The organism is Sphingobium sp. FW305-3-2-15-F-TSA7, assembly GCF_058787155.1.
On record NZ_JBYSZM010000005.1, the window covers coordinates 60,537 to 75,037 of the forward strand.

Genomic DNA, 14,501 nt, shown 5'->3' on the forward strand with positions numbered 1-14,501 from the left:
CCCAAATCGCGCCGTCCCGCGCTGGGACATGGTAACAAGTGACTGTTAACTGGTTAATTTCGGCGTGGGGCGCGGAAATGGCCGACATTCGGGATCACAGCGCGCCATAGCTCGCATAATGGCTGTAGAAATCATTGTCCGCGGCGAAGCCGGTGAAGGACAATCCGATGGTCACATCGCGCGACTCGACATGGTGCCACCAGCCCACGGGCAGGAAAAGCGCCTCGCCCGGGCCGATATCGATCTCCGCAACGGCCGGCCGGCCGTCGCCCGCCGGGCCGGGCCCCAGTTCCTCGGTCCGCCAGTCGCTGAAGCAATGGCGGCTGTTGCGCATCAGCGGCAGCGCGCTGCTGGACGCGAGGCGGACGCGCTTCGTGCCGGCGATCTGGAGCAGCAGATTGTTGGTGAGATCATGATGCCACGGGGTGATCGTACCGCGCGGCCCGATCCACAAAAATCCCTCGCGACCCGGCTCATGCGCCAATATGCCCGGAATCTCACCGACATCGGCCCATAAGGGGGCAAGCGCGCGCCGATTATGGTCGTGATTATTGGCGGTCATATAGACGTCGTTGGTCGGCGCATCCCTACGCAGACGCGCGATGAATTCGCCGAAGCGGCAATTGCGGCCATGCGCGTCGGAATTGATTTCATAGTCGCGGTCGCGCTCGCGGTCGGCCTGGACGCGGATTTCGATATCGCCATGCTCGGCCTCGAACATGTCGAGGCTCCAGCGCTTCATCGCCGGCCAATGGTCGATCAGGCCGCCGAGCAGGACCGGGCGATGCGCGTGGTAGAAGTCGCGGAAGAATTCTTCCGGATCGATATGATCGCGGCGCGGCACCGCCACCAGATCGCCGGCATGCATCCGGGCATGGTTGGCCAATACCCAGTCGCGCTTGCCGAGCCGCGCCTGGAGCCGCCCGGCCGCCGCGAAATAGGGACTTTTTTCCGCGCGCTCGACTTCGGCCGCAGCCAGGCCGCCCCCGATCCCCGAGGATGCCAGCCGCTGGATCACCCGATCGCGCGGCACGCCGAGCAACAGATCCTCGGCGATCCGCCGCCGCAGATCGTCGTTCATCACCGCGCCATTGCCGGCGCCCTGCTTTCGCTTGTTCGTCATGTTGCCGCGCTAGGCATGCAATGTTTCAGAACTGTGTCAATTGGCGTGGGCCCCGAAGGCTTGCGCACGGGGTCGCAGCGGCACAAAGGATAAGCATGCAATTCGAAATCGACGTGATGCTCGACTATCAACTCGCCGAGCCGGCGGACGTGCTGCTTCAGATCGAGGTCGCGCAGATGGCGGACCAGCGTCTGATCGGCGACAATCTGACGGTCAGCAGTCCCGAACCGCTGCGCCCCGTTCCGGGTGGCGACGGCATCGGCCAGCGCACCTGGCTGCGCGCCGACGGTATCCTCCACATCACCTATAGCGCGATCGTCGAGGTGACGCGGCGGCAGCCGCCGCTCCTGACGCTCGAAACGGCGCCCGTGCGCCTGCTGCCGGCAGAGGCCGTCCCCTATCTGTTGCCCAGCCGCTATATCGGGTCGGAGCAGTTCGAACCCTTTGTCGAAAGCCGTTTCGGCACAGTCGAGGGTGGTGCGAAGATCGCGGCGATGCTCGACTGGATCGCCACCGAAATGGCCTATGTGCCGGGCGCCAGCCATGGCGCCACCAACGCGGCCGACAGTTTCGTGCAGCGCCAGGGCGTCTGCCGCGACTATGCGCATCTGCTGGTCGGTTTCGCGCGCGCGGCGGGCATTCCGGCGCGCGTCGTGTCCGCCTATGCCCCCGATGTGACGCCGCAGGACTTCCATGCCGTCGTCGAGCTGTGGCTGTCCGACGGCTGGCATCTGATCGATCCGACCGGCATGGCCGAAACCGACGAGATCGTCCGCGTCTCGGTGGGCCGTGACGCCACCGATATCGCATTCATGACGATCCTGGGCAGCGCTGAGATGAAGGCGCAGCGCGTCGGTGTTTCCCGGCGCCCCTGAGGCCGAAGCCTGACGCCTGCGGAATATTGTAACAAAAGCGACTTTTCCGGGGACATCTTCCAGTCGCCAACGCCACTTGTCGAACATTGAATGTCGTTCGTCGGCGCGAACGCATTTCGCCGACGCGCGCCGTCATCGGTCGAAGCGGGCATGAAACGATCCGGCGGCCCGGCTAATCAGGATGTGCGCGGCGGGTCGAACGGTGTTCCCAGACCCGGATCGATCCGCCCGCACCCCCTCCGGCGCCTTCTCCCCTTGGAAGGCACCGAACCGACCAAGACCAAATCACATTCGGGAAGGATAAGTCATGCACGCGTCCAAGCTATCTTTCATGCGCCCCGCGCTGATCGCAGGGCTGGGGCTGGCGGCGATCGCTGGCGCAACCGGTGCTTCCGCGCAGGACAACGGCACCGAAACACGCACGATCGAAGTCCGCTACAGCGATCTCGATCTCTCGGCGTCGGGCGATGTCGATCGGCTGCGGACGCGCGTTCGCTCGGCCGCCCGACAGATCTGCGCCTATTCGGGCATGCGCGGTGTCGAAATCGAGATGATGCGCCGGGAATGCCTCGACCAGGCGCTCAACAAGGCGAATAGCGACATCGAAGTCGCAATCGCGGAAAGCGGCAATCAACGTTACGCAAGCCGCAAGACGATCGGGGTCGGCACACGCTGACTCCCGGCACCGGGGAGAGGTTGAAGCGGTTTGCCTCCTCCCGGTGTGACGCCCGAAAGGGTAGGACGCTCCCGGCCTTCCCTTGGGCCGGGAGCGTTTTCTTTGCCCGGCATGGGCAATGGACGTGAATCAGGCCCTTTTCACTAGAGCATGTGATCCGCTGGAAGCGGATCACATGCTCTAGGCTTTTGTATTGTCGCGATTTTCGAGTCGTTCGATGATTCCATCGAACTACAAATCGCTCTAAGGCCTAGCGTTCCTTGGTCGCGCTGAACCGGATCTCGGGATTGCGTTCCTGCACATAGCCGACTTCCCAGGCGCTCTTGGCCATGAACACCAATGCGCCGTCGCGATCGCGCGCAAGCTGCGACTGGCTGATCGACACGAAAGCCTTGATCACCGCCTCGTCGCCCGAGATCCAGCGCGCCGTATCCCAGGGCGAGGGCTCGAGCTTTGCCGCCACCTTATATTCGGCCTCGAGCCGGCTCAGCAGCACTTCGAGCTGAAGCTGACCGACGACGCCGACCACCCAGCTCGATCCGATCTCGGGATAGAAGACCTGGATCACCCCCTCTTCCGACAGATCGTCCAGCGCCTTGCGGAGCTGCTTGGTCTTGGTCGGATCGACCAGGGCGACGCGGCGCAGGATCTCGGGCGCGAAATTGGGCAGGCCGGTGAAACGGATCGCCTCGCCCTCGGTCAGCGTATCGCCGACGCGCAAGGTGCCGTGATTGGGAATGCCGATGATGTCGCCGGGCCAGGCTTCCTCGGCGAGTTCGCGATCCTGCGCGAAGAACAGGATCGGGCTGTGCACCGCGATCGGCTTGCCCGAGCCCGAGGGCGTCAGCTTCATGCCGCGGCGGAACTTGCCCGAGCAGAGCCGCATGAAGGCGATACGATCGCGATGCTGCGGGTCCATATTGGCCTGGACCTTGAACACGAAGCCGGTGACGCCGCCATGGTCGGGCGAAACCGACGCGGGCTCGGCAGGCTGCGGCCGCGGCGGCGGCGCGAAACGCGCCAGCGCATCGATCAGCTCGCCGACGCCGAATTCCTTCAGCGCCGATCCGAAATAGACCGGAGTCTGGTCGCCGTTGCGATAGGCCTCGGGATCGAACGCGCCATAACCGCCCATCGCCAGTTCGGCCTCGTCGCGCAGCCGCTGCAGCCCCTGCGCCGAAAGCGCCTCGGCAAGCTTCGGATCGTCCAGCCCCGCATAATGCGCAGCCTTGCCCTCGAACGCCTTGCTGTCGCCGCTCGGCTGCATCAGCCGGTTGGCGTTGAGATCGTATATCCCCTCGAACAACCCGCCCATGCCGACCGGCCAGCTCATCGGCGTGACGTCGAGCGCCAGCATGTCGGCGATCTCGTCGAGCAGTTCGAACGCATCGCGCCCTTCGCGATCGACCTTGTTGACGAAGGTGATGATCGGCACCGAGCGCAGCCGGCAGACCTCGAACAATTTGCGCGTCTGCGCCTCGATGCCCTTGGCGGCGTCGATCACCATCACCGCCGAATCGACCGCGGTCAGCGTGCGATAGGTGTCTTCGGAGAAATCCTCGTGGCCCGGCGTGTCGAGCAGGTTGAAGGTCACCCCTTCACGCTCGAACGTCATGACCGACGAGGTGACGGAAATGCCGCGCTGCTGCTCGATCTTCATCCAGTCGGATCGCGCACGCCGGTTCGCGCCGCGCGCCTTCACTTCGCCGGCAAGATGGATCGCGCCACCGAACAGCAACAGCTTTTCGGTGAGCGTGGTCTTGCCGGCGTCCGGATGGGAGATGATCGCGAAAGTGCGACGTTCGGGTCGATTCATTTCGTGGATCAGCCTTCGCGGTGGACGGTGAAACCGGCGAAGCTCTGGTTCACGGGCATCAGTTCGATCGTGTTGATGTTGAGGTGCGGCGGCAGTTCCGCCACCCAGAGCAGAGTCGCGGCGATATCGTCGCCCGTCATCGGGCCTACGCCCGAATAGAGCGTATCGGAGGTCTGCTGGCTGCCGGTGCGCACCAGCGTGAATTCGGTCTCCGCCATGCCGGGTTCGATCGAGGTCACGCGCACACCGGTGCCCGCCACATCGGCGCGCAGGTCCAGGCTGAACTGGCGCACGAACGCCTTGGTGCCGGCATAGACATTGCCGCCGGCATAGGGATAGTTCGCCGCCACCGACGAGATGTTGATGATCGCGCCGCGCCGGGCGATCAGGCTGGGCAGCATCCGGTGCGTGATCGAGACCAGAGCGGTCACATTGGTGTCGATCATCGTCTTCCAGTTGGTGAGCGAGGCCGCCTGGGCGGGCTCGGTGCCGAGCGCCAGCCCGGCATTGTTCACCAGCAGGTCGATCTCACCGAACCCTTCGGGCAACGCGTCGAGCGCCGCATCGCGCGCAGCCTCGTCACGGACGTCGAAGACCGCGCCGTGGAAAGCCGCGCCCAATTCGGCCGCCAATTGCTCCAGTCGCTCCGCGCGCCGGCCGGTGCCGACGACGCGCCAGCCCGCCTTCACGAAGGCGCGCGCAGCCGCCTCGCCGAAACCCGATGTCGCCCCAGTGATGAACGCCGTACGCATAGTTTCTCCTTCAACCCCTGAGCGCCGCGCCCTGCTTGGCCGCGGCGGCCACGATCCGGTCGGTGATCGCTTTCAGTTCTTCGTCGGTGAAGCTCTTCTCGCCGGGCTGCAGCACGACCTCCACGGCAAGGGATTTCCACCCATCCTCAACGCCCTGGCCGGAGAAGACGTCGAACAGCCGTACCGCGACAATCGCCTGCTTGTCGGCGCCTTTGACCGCGCGAACCAGCGACTCCGCGGGCTGGTCGGCCGGGACCAGGAATGCGAAATCGCGCGTCACCGCCTGCAGTGCCGGTGGTGCGTAGCTGCTGCGCATATGGCCGCTGGCGCGCTTGACGGGAATCGCGTCGAGGAAGATCTCACCCGCCATCACCGCGCCATCGAGGTCGAACGCCTTGGCGGTCAGCGGGTGCAGCGTGCCGAACGCCGCGAGCACCGTCTTGGGTCCGAGCCGCAAAGTCGCCGACTGGCCGGGGTGATAATGCGCGCCCGCCTCGCCGAAATTCTGCAGATTGTCGACGGGTGCGCCCGCGGCGGCGAGCAGCGCGAGCGCCTCCGCCTTGGCATCGAACGCGTCGAAGCGCTGCGCCTTGCCCGACTGCCAGTTGCGTGGCTGGCGGTCGCCGGCAAGCACGAACCCAAGCGTCAACCGCTCGCCATCGGCGAAATAGCGACGCCCGATCTCGAACAGCCGGATCGCCTCCGCCCCGCGCGCCTGATTGCGTGCGGCCGCGGCGAGCAGGCCGGGCAACAGCGAGGGCCGCATCACCTTCATATCTTCGGAGATCGGATTGGCGAGCGTCCATGCGCCGCCGCCGAACGCCGCTGCGTCCTTTTCCGACAGGAAGCTCCAGGTCACGGCTTCGTTCAGCCCGCGCGCCGCCGCCATGCGCCGTGCGCGCCGTTCGACCAGCTGCTCCGACGTCGCGGTGGGCGTTGCCACACCCGGCGTGCGCGGCAACGGAGTGGAGGGGACATGGTCGAGCCCGACGATGCGGATCACTTCCTCGACAAGGTCCGCCGCACCGATGACGTCACGACGCCAGCTTGGTGCAGTCACTTGCCAGGGCGTGGTTTTCTCGATGACGAAGCCCAGGCTTTCGAGGATCTCGGCCTGACGCGCCTCGGGCACGGCGACGCCGGCCAGCCGCTCGGTCAGGTCGGGATCATAGCCATGGGTCGAGGTGCCGGCGGGTGCCTGACCCGCGCGGGTGATCCCGCTCGGCGTGCCGCCGCAGATCATCGTCACCAGCCGTGCCGCGATGGCAAGACCGTCTTCGAGGAATGCGGGATCGACGCCGCGTTCGAAACGGCTGCGCGCGTCCGAGGTCAGCGCCAGCTTCTGGCCGGTCCGCGCAATATGCTCGGGCGTGAAATAGGCACATTCGATCAGCACGTCTTTGGTATCGAACTCGACGCCCGAATCCTCGCCGCCCATGATGCCGCCAATATCATGGACATGCGTATCGTCGGCGATCACGGTCATCGAGGCTTCGAGCGTGTAGGTGCGCCCGTTGAGCGCCAGCACGGTCTCGCCGTCGCGTGCCCTGCGCGCGACGAGCCCGCCGGTCAGCTTTGCACGGTCATAGACGTGGAGCGGACGGCCGAGATCGATCATCACATAGTTGGTGATGTCGACCAGCGCGGAGATCGGCTTCTGGCCGATCGCCTTTAACCGGCGCGCCATCCAGTCGGGGCTGGCGCCGTTGGTCACGCCCGAGACCGACTGGCCGAAAAAGGCCGGGCAGCCCTCCGGATCGTCGGTCCGCACGTCGGGACCGGGGCCCTCGCCAGCGACAGGCGTCGCATCGAGCGGTTTGAGCGTGCCGAGGCCGGCCGCCGCCAGATCGCGCGCGATGCCGCGCACGCCCATGCAATCCTGCCGATTGGGCGTGATCGAGACGTCGATCACGGGATCGTCCAGCCCGGCCCATTCCGCATAGGCCGTGCCGACCGGGGCGTCGGCTGGCAGTTCGATGATGCCGTCATGCTCGTCGCCGAGTTCGAGCTCACGCACCGAACACATCATGCCGTTCGATTCGACGCCGCGGATCGCCGCGACTTTCAGCGTGATGCCGCTGCCGGGCACATAAGCGCCGGGCGCACCGAACACGCCGACCAGGCCGGCACGCGCATTGGGCGCACCGCAGACCACCTGGAGCGGTCCGTCGCCGGCATCGACCGAAAGCACCTGCAGCTTGTCGGCCTGCGGGTGGGGCGCCGCGGTCAGCACCCTGGCGATGGTGAAGGGCGCGAGCGCGCGCGCGGGATTGTCGACGCCTTCGACCTCCAGGCCGATGGCGTTGAGCGTGTCGAGAATGGTCTCGAGCGACGCATCGGTGTCGAGATGCTCGCGGAGCCAGGACAAGGTGAATTTCATGCGCCGACTCCTCCGCTCAGCGTGGGCACGTCGAGCGCGGCGAAACCATAATGGCGCAGCCAGCGCAGATCGCCGTCGAAGAAAGCGCGCAGATCGTCCATGCCATATTTGAGCATCGCCAGCCGATCGATGCCGGTGCCGAAGGCGAAACCCTGCCATTCGTTCGGGTCGAGCCCGCATGCCTCGATCACGCGCGAATGGACCATGCCGCTGCCGAGCACTTCCATCCAGCCGCCATTCTCGGCATTGCCCGATCCGCCGAGCACGCGGCGGCCCTTCTCGATCGTATAGCCGATATCGACCTCCACCGAGGGCTCGGTGAAGGGGAAATAGCTCGGGCGCAGGCGCAGGACGATGTCGTCACGTTCGAAGAACGCCTTGAGGAAAGTCTCCAGCGTCCATTTGAGATGGCCGAGATGGATGCCGCGATCGATCACCAGTCCCTCGATCTGGTGGAACATCGGCGTATGGGTCGCGTCCGAATCGGAACGATAGACGCGGCCCGGCGCGATGATCCGGATCGGCGGCGGCTGCGACGTCATCGTGCGGATCTGCACCGGCGAGGTGTGCGTGCGCAGCAGCATGTCCCGCCCGTCGCGCTGGTCGGGGAAATAGAATGTGTCGTGCATCGCGCGCGCCGGATGGGTTTCCGGGATGTTGAGCGCGGTGAAATTATGCCAGTCGTCCTCGATCTCGGGGCCGGTCGCGACCGAGAAGCCGAGATCGGCGAAGATCTCCGCCAGTTCGTCCATCACCTGGCTGACCGGGTGGACGCTGCCCTGCGCGGACGCGGGCGGCGGCAGGGTCATGTCGAGCGTCTCGGCGCCCAGCCTGGCGTCGAGCGCGGCGCGCTCCAGCCCGGCCTTCTTGTCGCCCAGCGCCTGGGTGACGGCCTCGCGCAGCGCGTGGATCCTGGGGCCTTCGTTCTGGCGCTCTTCCGGGCTCATTGCGCCCAGCGACTTGAGCAGCGCGGTGACCGCGCCCTGTTTGCCGAGCGCCTTCACGCGGACGTCCTCGATCGCATCGGGCGTCGCGGCGGCCACGATCGCGGCCATCAGCTCGGTCTGGAGAATGTTGAGATCGGTCACGAGGATTCTCGCTCTGAAATGTTCGCTGGGGCCTTACGAAGCCAGGCCCCAAAAGCAAAGGGCGCGGATGGCATTGCCACCCGCGCCCTTGTATTCGTCTCGCGCCAGGCCGGGTCAGGCGGCCTGGGGAAGCGCCGCCTTTGCCTGAGCGATCACGACGCTAAACGCCGCGGCCTCGTTCATGGCGAGATCGGCCATCACCTTGCGATCGAGTTCGATGCCGGCGAGCTTCACGCCGTTCATGAACTGCGAATAGGTCAGGCCTTCGGCGCGAACCGCAGCGTTGATGCGCTGGATCCAGAGCGCGCGGAAGTTGCGCTTGTTAACCTTGCGGTCGCGATAGGCGTATTGCCCGGCCTTTTCGACGGCCTGGCGAGCGATACGGATCGTGTTCTTGCGACGGCCGTAAAAGCCCTTCGCCTGATCCAAAATCCTCTTATGCTTGGCTTTGGTGGTCGTACCACGTTTGACGCGTGCCATTTATAGTACTCCTTATCTCAGACCGTAGGGCGCCCAGAGCTTCACGTGACCCCAATCGGAGTCCGAAAGCACGTCGGTGCCGCGGTTCTGGCGGATATACTTGGCGTTATGGCTGGAAAGGCGGTGGCGCTTGCCGGCCACGCCGCACTTCACCTTGCCAGTGGCGGTGATCTTGAAGCGCTTCTTGACCCCGCTCTTGGTCTTCATTTTGGGCATTTTCGTCTCCTTATATCGACGATCGCGAACGGCCTCGGCAGCCCTATTAGCCGGACAGTTCCTCTGAATCGTGGAAAGCGGGGCCATTAGCGAAGAGTCGGCGCTCTGGCAAGACCAGGGCACGGACCTCAGCGCATGAATCGGAACCTCGGTGCAATGGCAGGGGTTTTGTCTGCAATGGACAATACGGTAACCATCGATAGTGTGACCGATACGACCCCACCCGTCGCAACCGGCGGCCCCGCCGATTCGCCCCCTATATCGACGGTCGGACCGCCGCGCCATCCTAGCAGCACCATCGCCGCGGCGGCGCTGTCGCTGCTCGTCACGATCGTCGGACTCATCCTGCTCGCCTGGCTGATCCTGTTCGTCACCAAGGGGCGTTTCCTGAAAGGGCCGTTCGAGCGCACCGTCAGCGCGGCGACGCAGCGCGAGGTGAAGGTCGCGGGCGATTTCCAGCTCTATCTCAATCCCTTCAACGTCAAATTTCTTGCCGAAGGGATGACGATCTCCAATCCGGAATGGGCGACCAGACCCAATTTCTTCGAAGCGAAGCTGGTCGACAGCCGCATCGCGACCTGGAGCCTGCTGTTCGGAGACAAGCGGCGGATCAACTGGCTGCAGCTGCTCGACGGCAGAATCGATCTCGAATGGGATGCGAAATCGCGCCGCAACAGCTGGACCTTCGGCGATCCCGACGCGCCCGCCAGGCCCCTGGAACTGCCGCTGATCCGCGCCGCGATCGTACAGGGCACCACATTGCGCTACCGCGACCCGCTGCTCCAGCTCGGCGCCGATATCCGCGTCGACACCGTCCAGGCGCGCGACACGCGCTTCGCCAATGCAATCCGCTTCTCGGGCAACGGTACGATGCGCGACCGTCCCTTCACTCTGTCGGGCAGCCTGTTGTCGCCCAACGAGACGGTGACGGGCGGCCGCAACCAGCTTCAGCTGGCCGCGGCGGCCGGCGAGACGCGTCTTGCATTGTCCGGCACCTTGCCCGGCGCGACCGTAATCGAGGGCGCGGATCTGCGCATGGGTGTGCGCGGCCCCAACATCAGCTTGCTGCTCGATTTCCTCGGCGTGGCAGTGCCGGACACACGGACCTACCGGATTGATTCGGACCTGACCAAGGTCGGCGGCGAATGGCGCTTCACCCGGCTGCGAGGCGTGTTCGGCGAAAGCGATATTGCCGGGCGGCTTACCATCTCCATGCCCCGGGACCGGCTGAGGCTGGATGCCGTGCTCGCCACGCGTTCGCTGGACATCGTCGATATCGGACCATTTATCGGCTATGATCCGCAGAAGCTGGAGGCGCAGGGCGGTGCCGGCGCGATCGAACAGGTCGGCGGCACGCCGCGTCTGCTGCCCGATGCGCCGCTCCGTGTCGACGCGATCAGGCGCTTCGATGCGCATCTGGTCTACAAGGTCGCGAACGTCCGCGCCGAAAGTTTCCCGGTCTCGAACATCGAAATGACGCTCGATCTCAACCGCAGCCTGCTCAAATTGTCGCCGCTGACGTTCGATGTCGCACAAGGACATCTGTCTTCGGATATCTCGATCAACGCGCGCCGCAATCCGGTTTTCACCGAATATGACATCCGCCTGTCGCCGACGCCGATGGGCCTGTTGCTGGCACGCTTCGGCGCTGAGCAGGCGGGCACCACCGGCACGCTCAAGGCACGTGTACAGATGAGCGGCGAGGGCGATTCGATCCGTCAGTCTCTGGCCACGTCGGACGGCCGCATCGCGGTCATCCTGCCCAAAGGCACATTCTGGACGCGCAACATCCAGCTTTCGGAACTCGATCTCGGCACGTTCGTCACCAAGATGTTCGAAGGCAAGCTGAAGGAGCCCGTCCAGATCAATTGCGGGCTGATCGCCTTCACCGTCCGCGACGGCATCGCCGCGGCCGATCCGATCCTGATCGACACGCGCAAGAATGTGATGCTCGGCCGTGGCGGCTTCAGCTTCCGCAACGAATCGCTCGACCTGGCCTTCCGCGCCGATTCGAAGAAGTTCAGCCTGTTCGCCGGCCAGTCGCCGGTCGGGATCGACGGCTATTTCGCCAAGCCTGGGGTCGACGTGATCAGCCCGCAGCTCGTGGGTCGGGCCGGCGTTGGGCTGGGGTTGGCGGTGGTCGCAACTCCGCTCGCCGGAATATTGGCGTTCGTCGATATCGGCGATGCCAAGTCGGCTGAATGCGGCCCTATCCTCTCTGGCGCCACTGCGACATCGCAACGCACGACAAAGGGCCAGCCCCGCGACGACGTCGGCCGCGGCACGACCGCCAAGTCGGAGAGCGGCAAGCGCAGCCCGCAGACCGAGAAAAAGCAGAGGAAGAAGTTCCTGGGCATCATCTGATGCGATGCCTGAACGCCGCTTCCGTCTATAATCGAGATGTTAGATCGACGTTATCGGACCCCGATTCGCTTAGGAGACCGACATGGACAACCCCGCCGTGCATTCGGGTGTCAGCCCGCATCTCACAATCCGCGACAATCGCGCCAAGGAAGCCATCGATTTCTACATCCGCGCGTTCGGTGCGGTCGAACGTTTCCGGAAGGACGCCGACGACGGCGAACGGCTGCTACACGCCCATCTCGAGATCAACGGCGGCTCAGTGCTGCTCAATGACGACTTTCCCGAGATGATGGGAGGACAGGCTTCGCCGGCACCCGCCGGCGTGACGCTCCATCTCGATGTGGCCGATGCCGATGCTGCCTGGGACAAGGCGCTCGCCGCCGGCGCGTCGGTCCGTTTTCCGATGGCCGATCAGTTCTGGGGTCAGCGCTATGGCCAGGTCACCGACCCGTTCGGCCATTGCTGGGCGATCGGCGGACCGTTGAAAGGCTGAGCAGAGTTCAAAGTCTCAGCCCGAAACTCAGTGTTCGCAGGCAAGCGCCTCGATGATCTCCTCGATGCGGGCGGGATCTCCCGCAGCGATGACGTCACCCCGGCTCTGTTCGCCCAGCGGGTCGCCGCTCCAGTTGCACATGCGCCCGCCGGCGCCTTCGACGATCGGCACCAACGCCGCGAAATCGTACAGCTTCAGCCCGGATTCCACGACGATGTCGATATGGCCGGAGGCGACCAGCCCGTAATTGTAACAATCGCCGCCGAACAGGGTTTCACCGCATTGACGCGCGAGCATTGAGAAATGTTCGGCGGAATGCCCGCTGAAATATTGCGGGCCGGTGGTCGCCAGGATCGCGCGATCGAGCGCGGGACAGGCGCGCGTCGCAACGGGCTTGCCGTTGAATTCGGTCTTGCGCCCGACGGCGCCCAGCCAGCGTTCGCGCCCGATCGGCTGGTCGATCACGCCGATCATGGGCCACCCCTCGCCAAGCAACGCGATCAGCGTGCCGAAGATCGGCCGGCCGGCGATGAAGGATCGCGTGCCATCGATCGGATCGAGCACCCAGGTCCGCCCGCTGACGCCGGGCTTCTCGCCATATTCCTCACCGATGATGCCGTCCTTGGGCCGCTCGGCCTCGATCAGCCGCCGCATCGCCGCCTCGGCCGCGCGATCGGCCTGGGTGACGGGTGAGGAATCGGCCTTGGTCTCGATCTCGTAGCGCGCGCGGAAGAAAGGGCGGATCGCCTGTCCGGCCACCTCGGCAAGGGCTTTGGCGAGAGCGATATCGTCGTCGTTGAAGGTCATGCCGCTCCGGTAGCGCAGCCCATGCGACGCGGCTAGAGCCTGATCGCTTGAGGTGGAAGCGCTACGCGCTTCCGCCGATGGCGTGAATCAGGCTCTATTCGGATAGTTGAGACCAAGATTCACACTTCAGATTGATTCAATCTGAAGTGATCTTGGTCTAGGCTTCTGGTGGGGAAAACGGCAGATCGAAGCCTCAACCAATCCCCTTCCTGTCATTCCCGCGCACGCGGGAATGACAAAGATTAGTCGAAGAGGCTGGAGACCGAGCTTTCATCGGCAATGCGGCGGATCGCTTCGGCGAGCAGCGGCGCGATCGTCAGATGGCGGATCTTCGCCGCATCCTTGATCACTTCATGGCCGCCGATCGAATCGGTGATGACCAGCTCGGTCAGTTCCGATCCCTCGACGCGCGCCACGGCGCCGCCCGAAAGCACACCGTGCGTGCAATAGGCCACGACTTCCTCGGCGCCGGCCGCCTTGAGCGCGGCGGCGGCATTGCAGAGCGTGCCCGCCGAATCGACGATATCGTCGACCAGAATGCAGAACCGGCCCTCGACGTCGCCGATGATGTTCATCACTTCGGATTCGCCGGCACGTTCGCGACGCTTGTCGACGATGGCGAGCGGGGCATTGTCGAGTCGCTTGGCCAGTGCGCGAGCGCGCACCACGCCGCCGACATCGGGCGAAACCACCATCATCTTGCGCCCGCCGAAACGCGCCTGGATATCGGCGGACATGACGGGCGCGCCGAAGAGATTGTCGGTCGGGATATCGAAGAAACCCTGGATCTGCCCGGCATGGAGATCGACCGAAAGCACGCGGTTCGCACCGGCGACGGTGATCAGATTGGCGACCAGCTTCGCCGAGATCGGCGTGCGCGGGCCGGGTTTCCGATCCTGCCGGGCATAGCCGAAATAGGGGAGAACCGCGGTGATCCGCTTGGCGGATGCGCGTTTCAGCGCATCGATGCAGATCAGCAATTCCATCAGATTGTCGTTGGCCGGATAACCGGTCGATTGCAGCACGAACACATCCTCGCCGCGGACATTTTCGTGGATCTCGACAAAGACCTCTTCGTCGGCGAAGCGACGGACGCTGGCGTCGGTCAGCTTGATCTCGAGATAGTCGGCAATGGCCTTGGCCAGCGGCAGGTTGGAATTGCCGGTCAACAATTTCATGCGTGCATTCCCGCAAAAGGTGGTCCGCAAAGAGCGGTACGCAAAAGAACAGGGGTCGGCGGAAGCCTTTAGCCGCGCCCGCGCATTCGTAAAGGGGGCATTGCCCGCCTTGTCGACCTTGGGCCTTGGCGCCCGCTCACTCCAGGGACGTGCCGCCGCATCTTTTTTGCGGAAAACCGGTTCCCACTTTTCCGCGCGATGCTCTGACCTGCTGCCGCATCTTTTTTGCGGAAAACCGGTTCCCACTTTTCCG

General features: G+C 64.7%; 13 protein-coding genes. 4 read left to right on the top strand and 9 right to left on the bottom strand.

The genetic code is table 11. The annotated features are described in order from the left end of the window. Window positions 1–94: 94 nt before the first annotated feature. Complete coding sequence (locus tag AC3WN8_RS04885; RefSeq protein WP_492668267.1) at window positions 95–1,123, bottom strand: cupin-like domain-containing protein; 1,029 nt, start codon at window positions 1,121–1,123, stop codon at window positions 95–97. A gap of 95 nt (window positions 1,124–1,218) precedes the next feature. Between AC3WN8_RS04885 and AC3WN8_RS04890 the strand changes: the two genes are divergently transcribed. Next, window positions 1,219–1,998: a transglutaminase-like domain-containing protein gene (locus AC3WN8_RS04890; protein ID WP_492668268.1), complete on the top strand. Its 780-nt coding sequence runs from the start codon at window positions 1,219–1,221 to the stop codon at window positions 1,996–1,998. A gap of 307 nt (window positions 1,999–2,305) precedes the next feature. Beyond that, on the top strand, window positions 2,306–2,674 hold the full coding sequence (locus tag AC3WN8_RS04895; protein ID WP_492668269.1) for a UrcA family protein: 369 nt from the start codon (window positions 2,306–2,308) through the stop codon (window positions 2,672–2,674). A gap of 250 nt (window positions 2,675–2,924) precedes the next feature. On the opposite strand, the gene AC3WN8_RS04900 is transcribed toward AC3WN8_RS04895, so the two are convergent. The 6 genes from AC3WN8_RS04900 to rpmI all read right to left on the bottom strand — a co-directional run bounded on the left by AC3WN8_RS04900 (window position 2,925) and on the right by rpmI (window position 9,406). After that, window positions 2,925–4,490, bottom strand: coding sequence for a peptide chain release factor 3 (locus AC3WN8_RS04900; protein ID WP_492668270.1), 1,566 nt, complete (start codon window positions 4,488–4,490; stop codon window positions 2,925–2,927). Window positions 4,491–4,498: 8 nt separating this feature from the next. After that, window positions 4,499–5,242, bottom strand: coding sequence for an SDR family NAD(P)-dependent oxidoreductase (locus tag AC3WN8_RS04905; protein ID WP_492668271.1), 744 nt, complete (start codon window positions 5,240–5,242; stop codon window positions 4,499–4,501). Between the two features lie 10 nt (window positions 5,243–5,252). Beyond that, window positions 5,253–7,622 (bottom strand): phenylalanine--tRNA ligase subunit beta, encoded by a 2,370-nt coding sequence (gene pheT, locus AC3WN8_RS04910; RefSeq protein WP_492668272.1) that lies wholly within the window; start codon window positions 7,620–7,622, stop codon window positions 5,253–5,255. Further along, entirely contained in the window at window positions 7,619–8,677 is a 1,059-nt protein-coding gene (gene pheS / locus AC3WN8_RS04915; protein ID WP_492668431.1) for a phenylalanine--tRNA ligase subunit alpha, read from the bottom strand. The genes pheT and pheS overlap by 4 nt, the downstream gene beginning before the upstream one ends. A gap of 147 nt (window positions 8,678–8,824) precedes the next feature. Then, a complete protein-coding gene (rplT, locus tag AC3WN8_RS04920) occupies window positions 8,825–9,190 on the bottom strand; it encodes a 50S ribosomal protein L20 (protein WP_489070366.1) in 366 nt (121 codons plus the stop codon). Between the two features lie 12 nt (window positions 9,191–9,202). Next, the gene (gene rpmI, locus AC3WN8_RS04925; protein ID WP_492668273.1) at window positions 9,203–9,406 is read right to left on the bottom strand and encodes a 50S ribosomal protein L35; all 204 of its coding nucleotides are present in this window, start codon (window positions 9,404–9,406) and stop codon (window positions 9,203–9,205) included. 177 nt (window positions 9,407–9,583) lie between these two features. Here rpmI and AC3WN8_RS04930 point away from each other — a divergent pair, with 177 nt between their 5' ends. Beyond that, complete coding sequence (locus tag AC3WN8_RS04930; RefSeq protein ID WP_492668274.1) at window positions 9,584–11,770, top strand: AsmA family protein; 2,187 nt, start codon at window positions 9,584–9,586, stop codon at window positions 11,768–11,770. 82 nt (window positions 11,771–11,852) lie between these two features. Beyond that, entirely contained in the window at window positions 11,853–12,263 is a 411-nt protein-coding gene (locus AC3WN8_RS04935; RefSeq protein ID WP_492668275.1) for a VOC family protein, read from the top strand. 27 nt (window positions 12,264–12,290) lie between these two features. Here AC3WN8_RS04935 and hisN read toward each other — a convergent pair whose 3' ends face one another. Together hisN and AC3WN8_RS04945 are read right to left on the bottom strand one after the other, a co-directional pair. Then, window positions 12,291–13,070: a histidinol-phosphatase gene (gene hisN / locus AC3WN8_RS04940; protein WP_492668276.1), complete on the bottom strand. Its 780-nt coding sequence runs from the start codon at window positions 13,068–13,070 to the stop codon at window positions 12,291–12,293. A 242-nt stretch (window positions 13,071–13,312) separates the two neighbouring features. Beyond that, window positions 13,313–14,248 carry a ribose-phosphate pyrophosphokinase gene (locus tag AC3WN8_RS04945; protein WP_492668277.1) on the bottom strand — a complete coding sequence of 312 codons (936 nt, stop codon included), beginning with the start codon at window positions 14,246–14,248 and terminating at the stop codon, window positions 13,313–13,315. Window positions 14,249–14,501: the final 253 nt, after the last annotated feature.

What these genes read in the sequence shown, in the direction of transcription:
- AC3WN8_RS04885 (WP_492668267.1), bottom strand. Translation starts at nt 1,123, where the DNA reads ATGACGAACAAGCGAAAGCAGGGCGCCGGCAATGGCGCGGTGATGAAC.
- AC3WN8_RS04890 (WP_492668268.1), top strand. Translation starts at nt 1,219, where the DNA reads ATGCAATTCGAAATCGACGTGATGCTCGACTATCAACTCGCCGAGCCG.
- AC3WN8_RS04895 (WP_492668269.1), top strand. Translation starts at nt 2,306, where the DNA reads ATGCACGCGTCCAAGCTATCTTTCATGCGCCCCGCGCTGATCGCAGGG.
- AC3WN8_RS04900 (WP_492668270.1), bottom strand. Translation starts at nt 4,490, where the DNA reads ATGAATCGACCCGAACGTCGCACTTTCGCGATCATCTCCCATCCGGAC.
- AC3WN8_RS04905 (WP_492668271.1), bottom strand. Translation starts at nt 5,242, where the DNA reads ATGCGTACGGCGTTCATCACTGGGGCGACATCGGGTTTCGGCGAGGCG.
- pheT (WP_492668272.1), bottom strand. Translation starts at nt 7,622, where the DNA reads ATGAAATTCACCTTGTCCTGGCTCCGCGAGCATCTCGACACCGATGCG.
- pheS (WP_492668431.1), bottom strand. Translation starts at nt 8,677, where the DNA reads ATGGCCGCGATCGTGGCCGCCGCGACGCCCGATGCGATCGAGGACGTC.
- rplT (WP_489070366.1), bottom strand. Translation starts at nt 9,190, where the DNA reads ATGGCACGCGTCAAACGTGGTACGACCACCAAAGCCAAGCATAAGAGG.
- rpmI (WP_492668273.1), bottom strand. Translation starts at nt 9,406, where the DNA reads ATGCCCAAAATGAAGACCAAGAGCGGGGTCAAGAAGCGCTTCAAGATC.
- AC3WN8_RS04930 (WP_492668274.1), top strand. Translation starts at nt 9,584, where the DNA reads ATGGACAATACGGTAACCATCGATAGTGTGACCGATACGACCCCACCC.
- AC3WN8_RS04935 (WP_492668275.1), top strand. Translation starts at nt 11,853, where the DNA reads ATGGACAACCCCGCCGTGCATTCGGGTGTCAGCCCGCATCTCACAATC.
- hisN (WP_492668276.1), bottom strand. Translation starts at nt 13,070, where the DNA reads ATGACCTTCAACGACGACGATATCGCTCTCGCCAAAGCCCTTGCCGAG.
- AC3WN8_RS04945 (WP_492668277.1), bottom strand. Translation starts at nt 14,248, where the DNA reads ATGAAATTGTTGACCGGCAATTCCAACCTGCCGCTGGCCAAGGCCATT.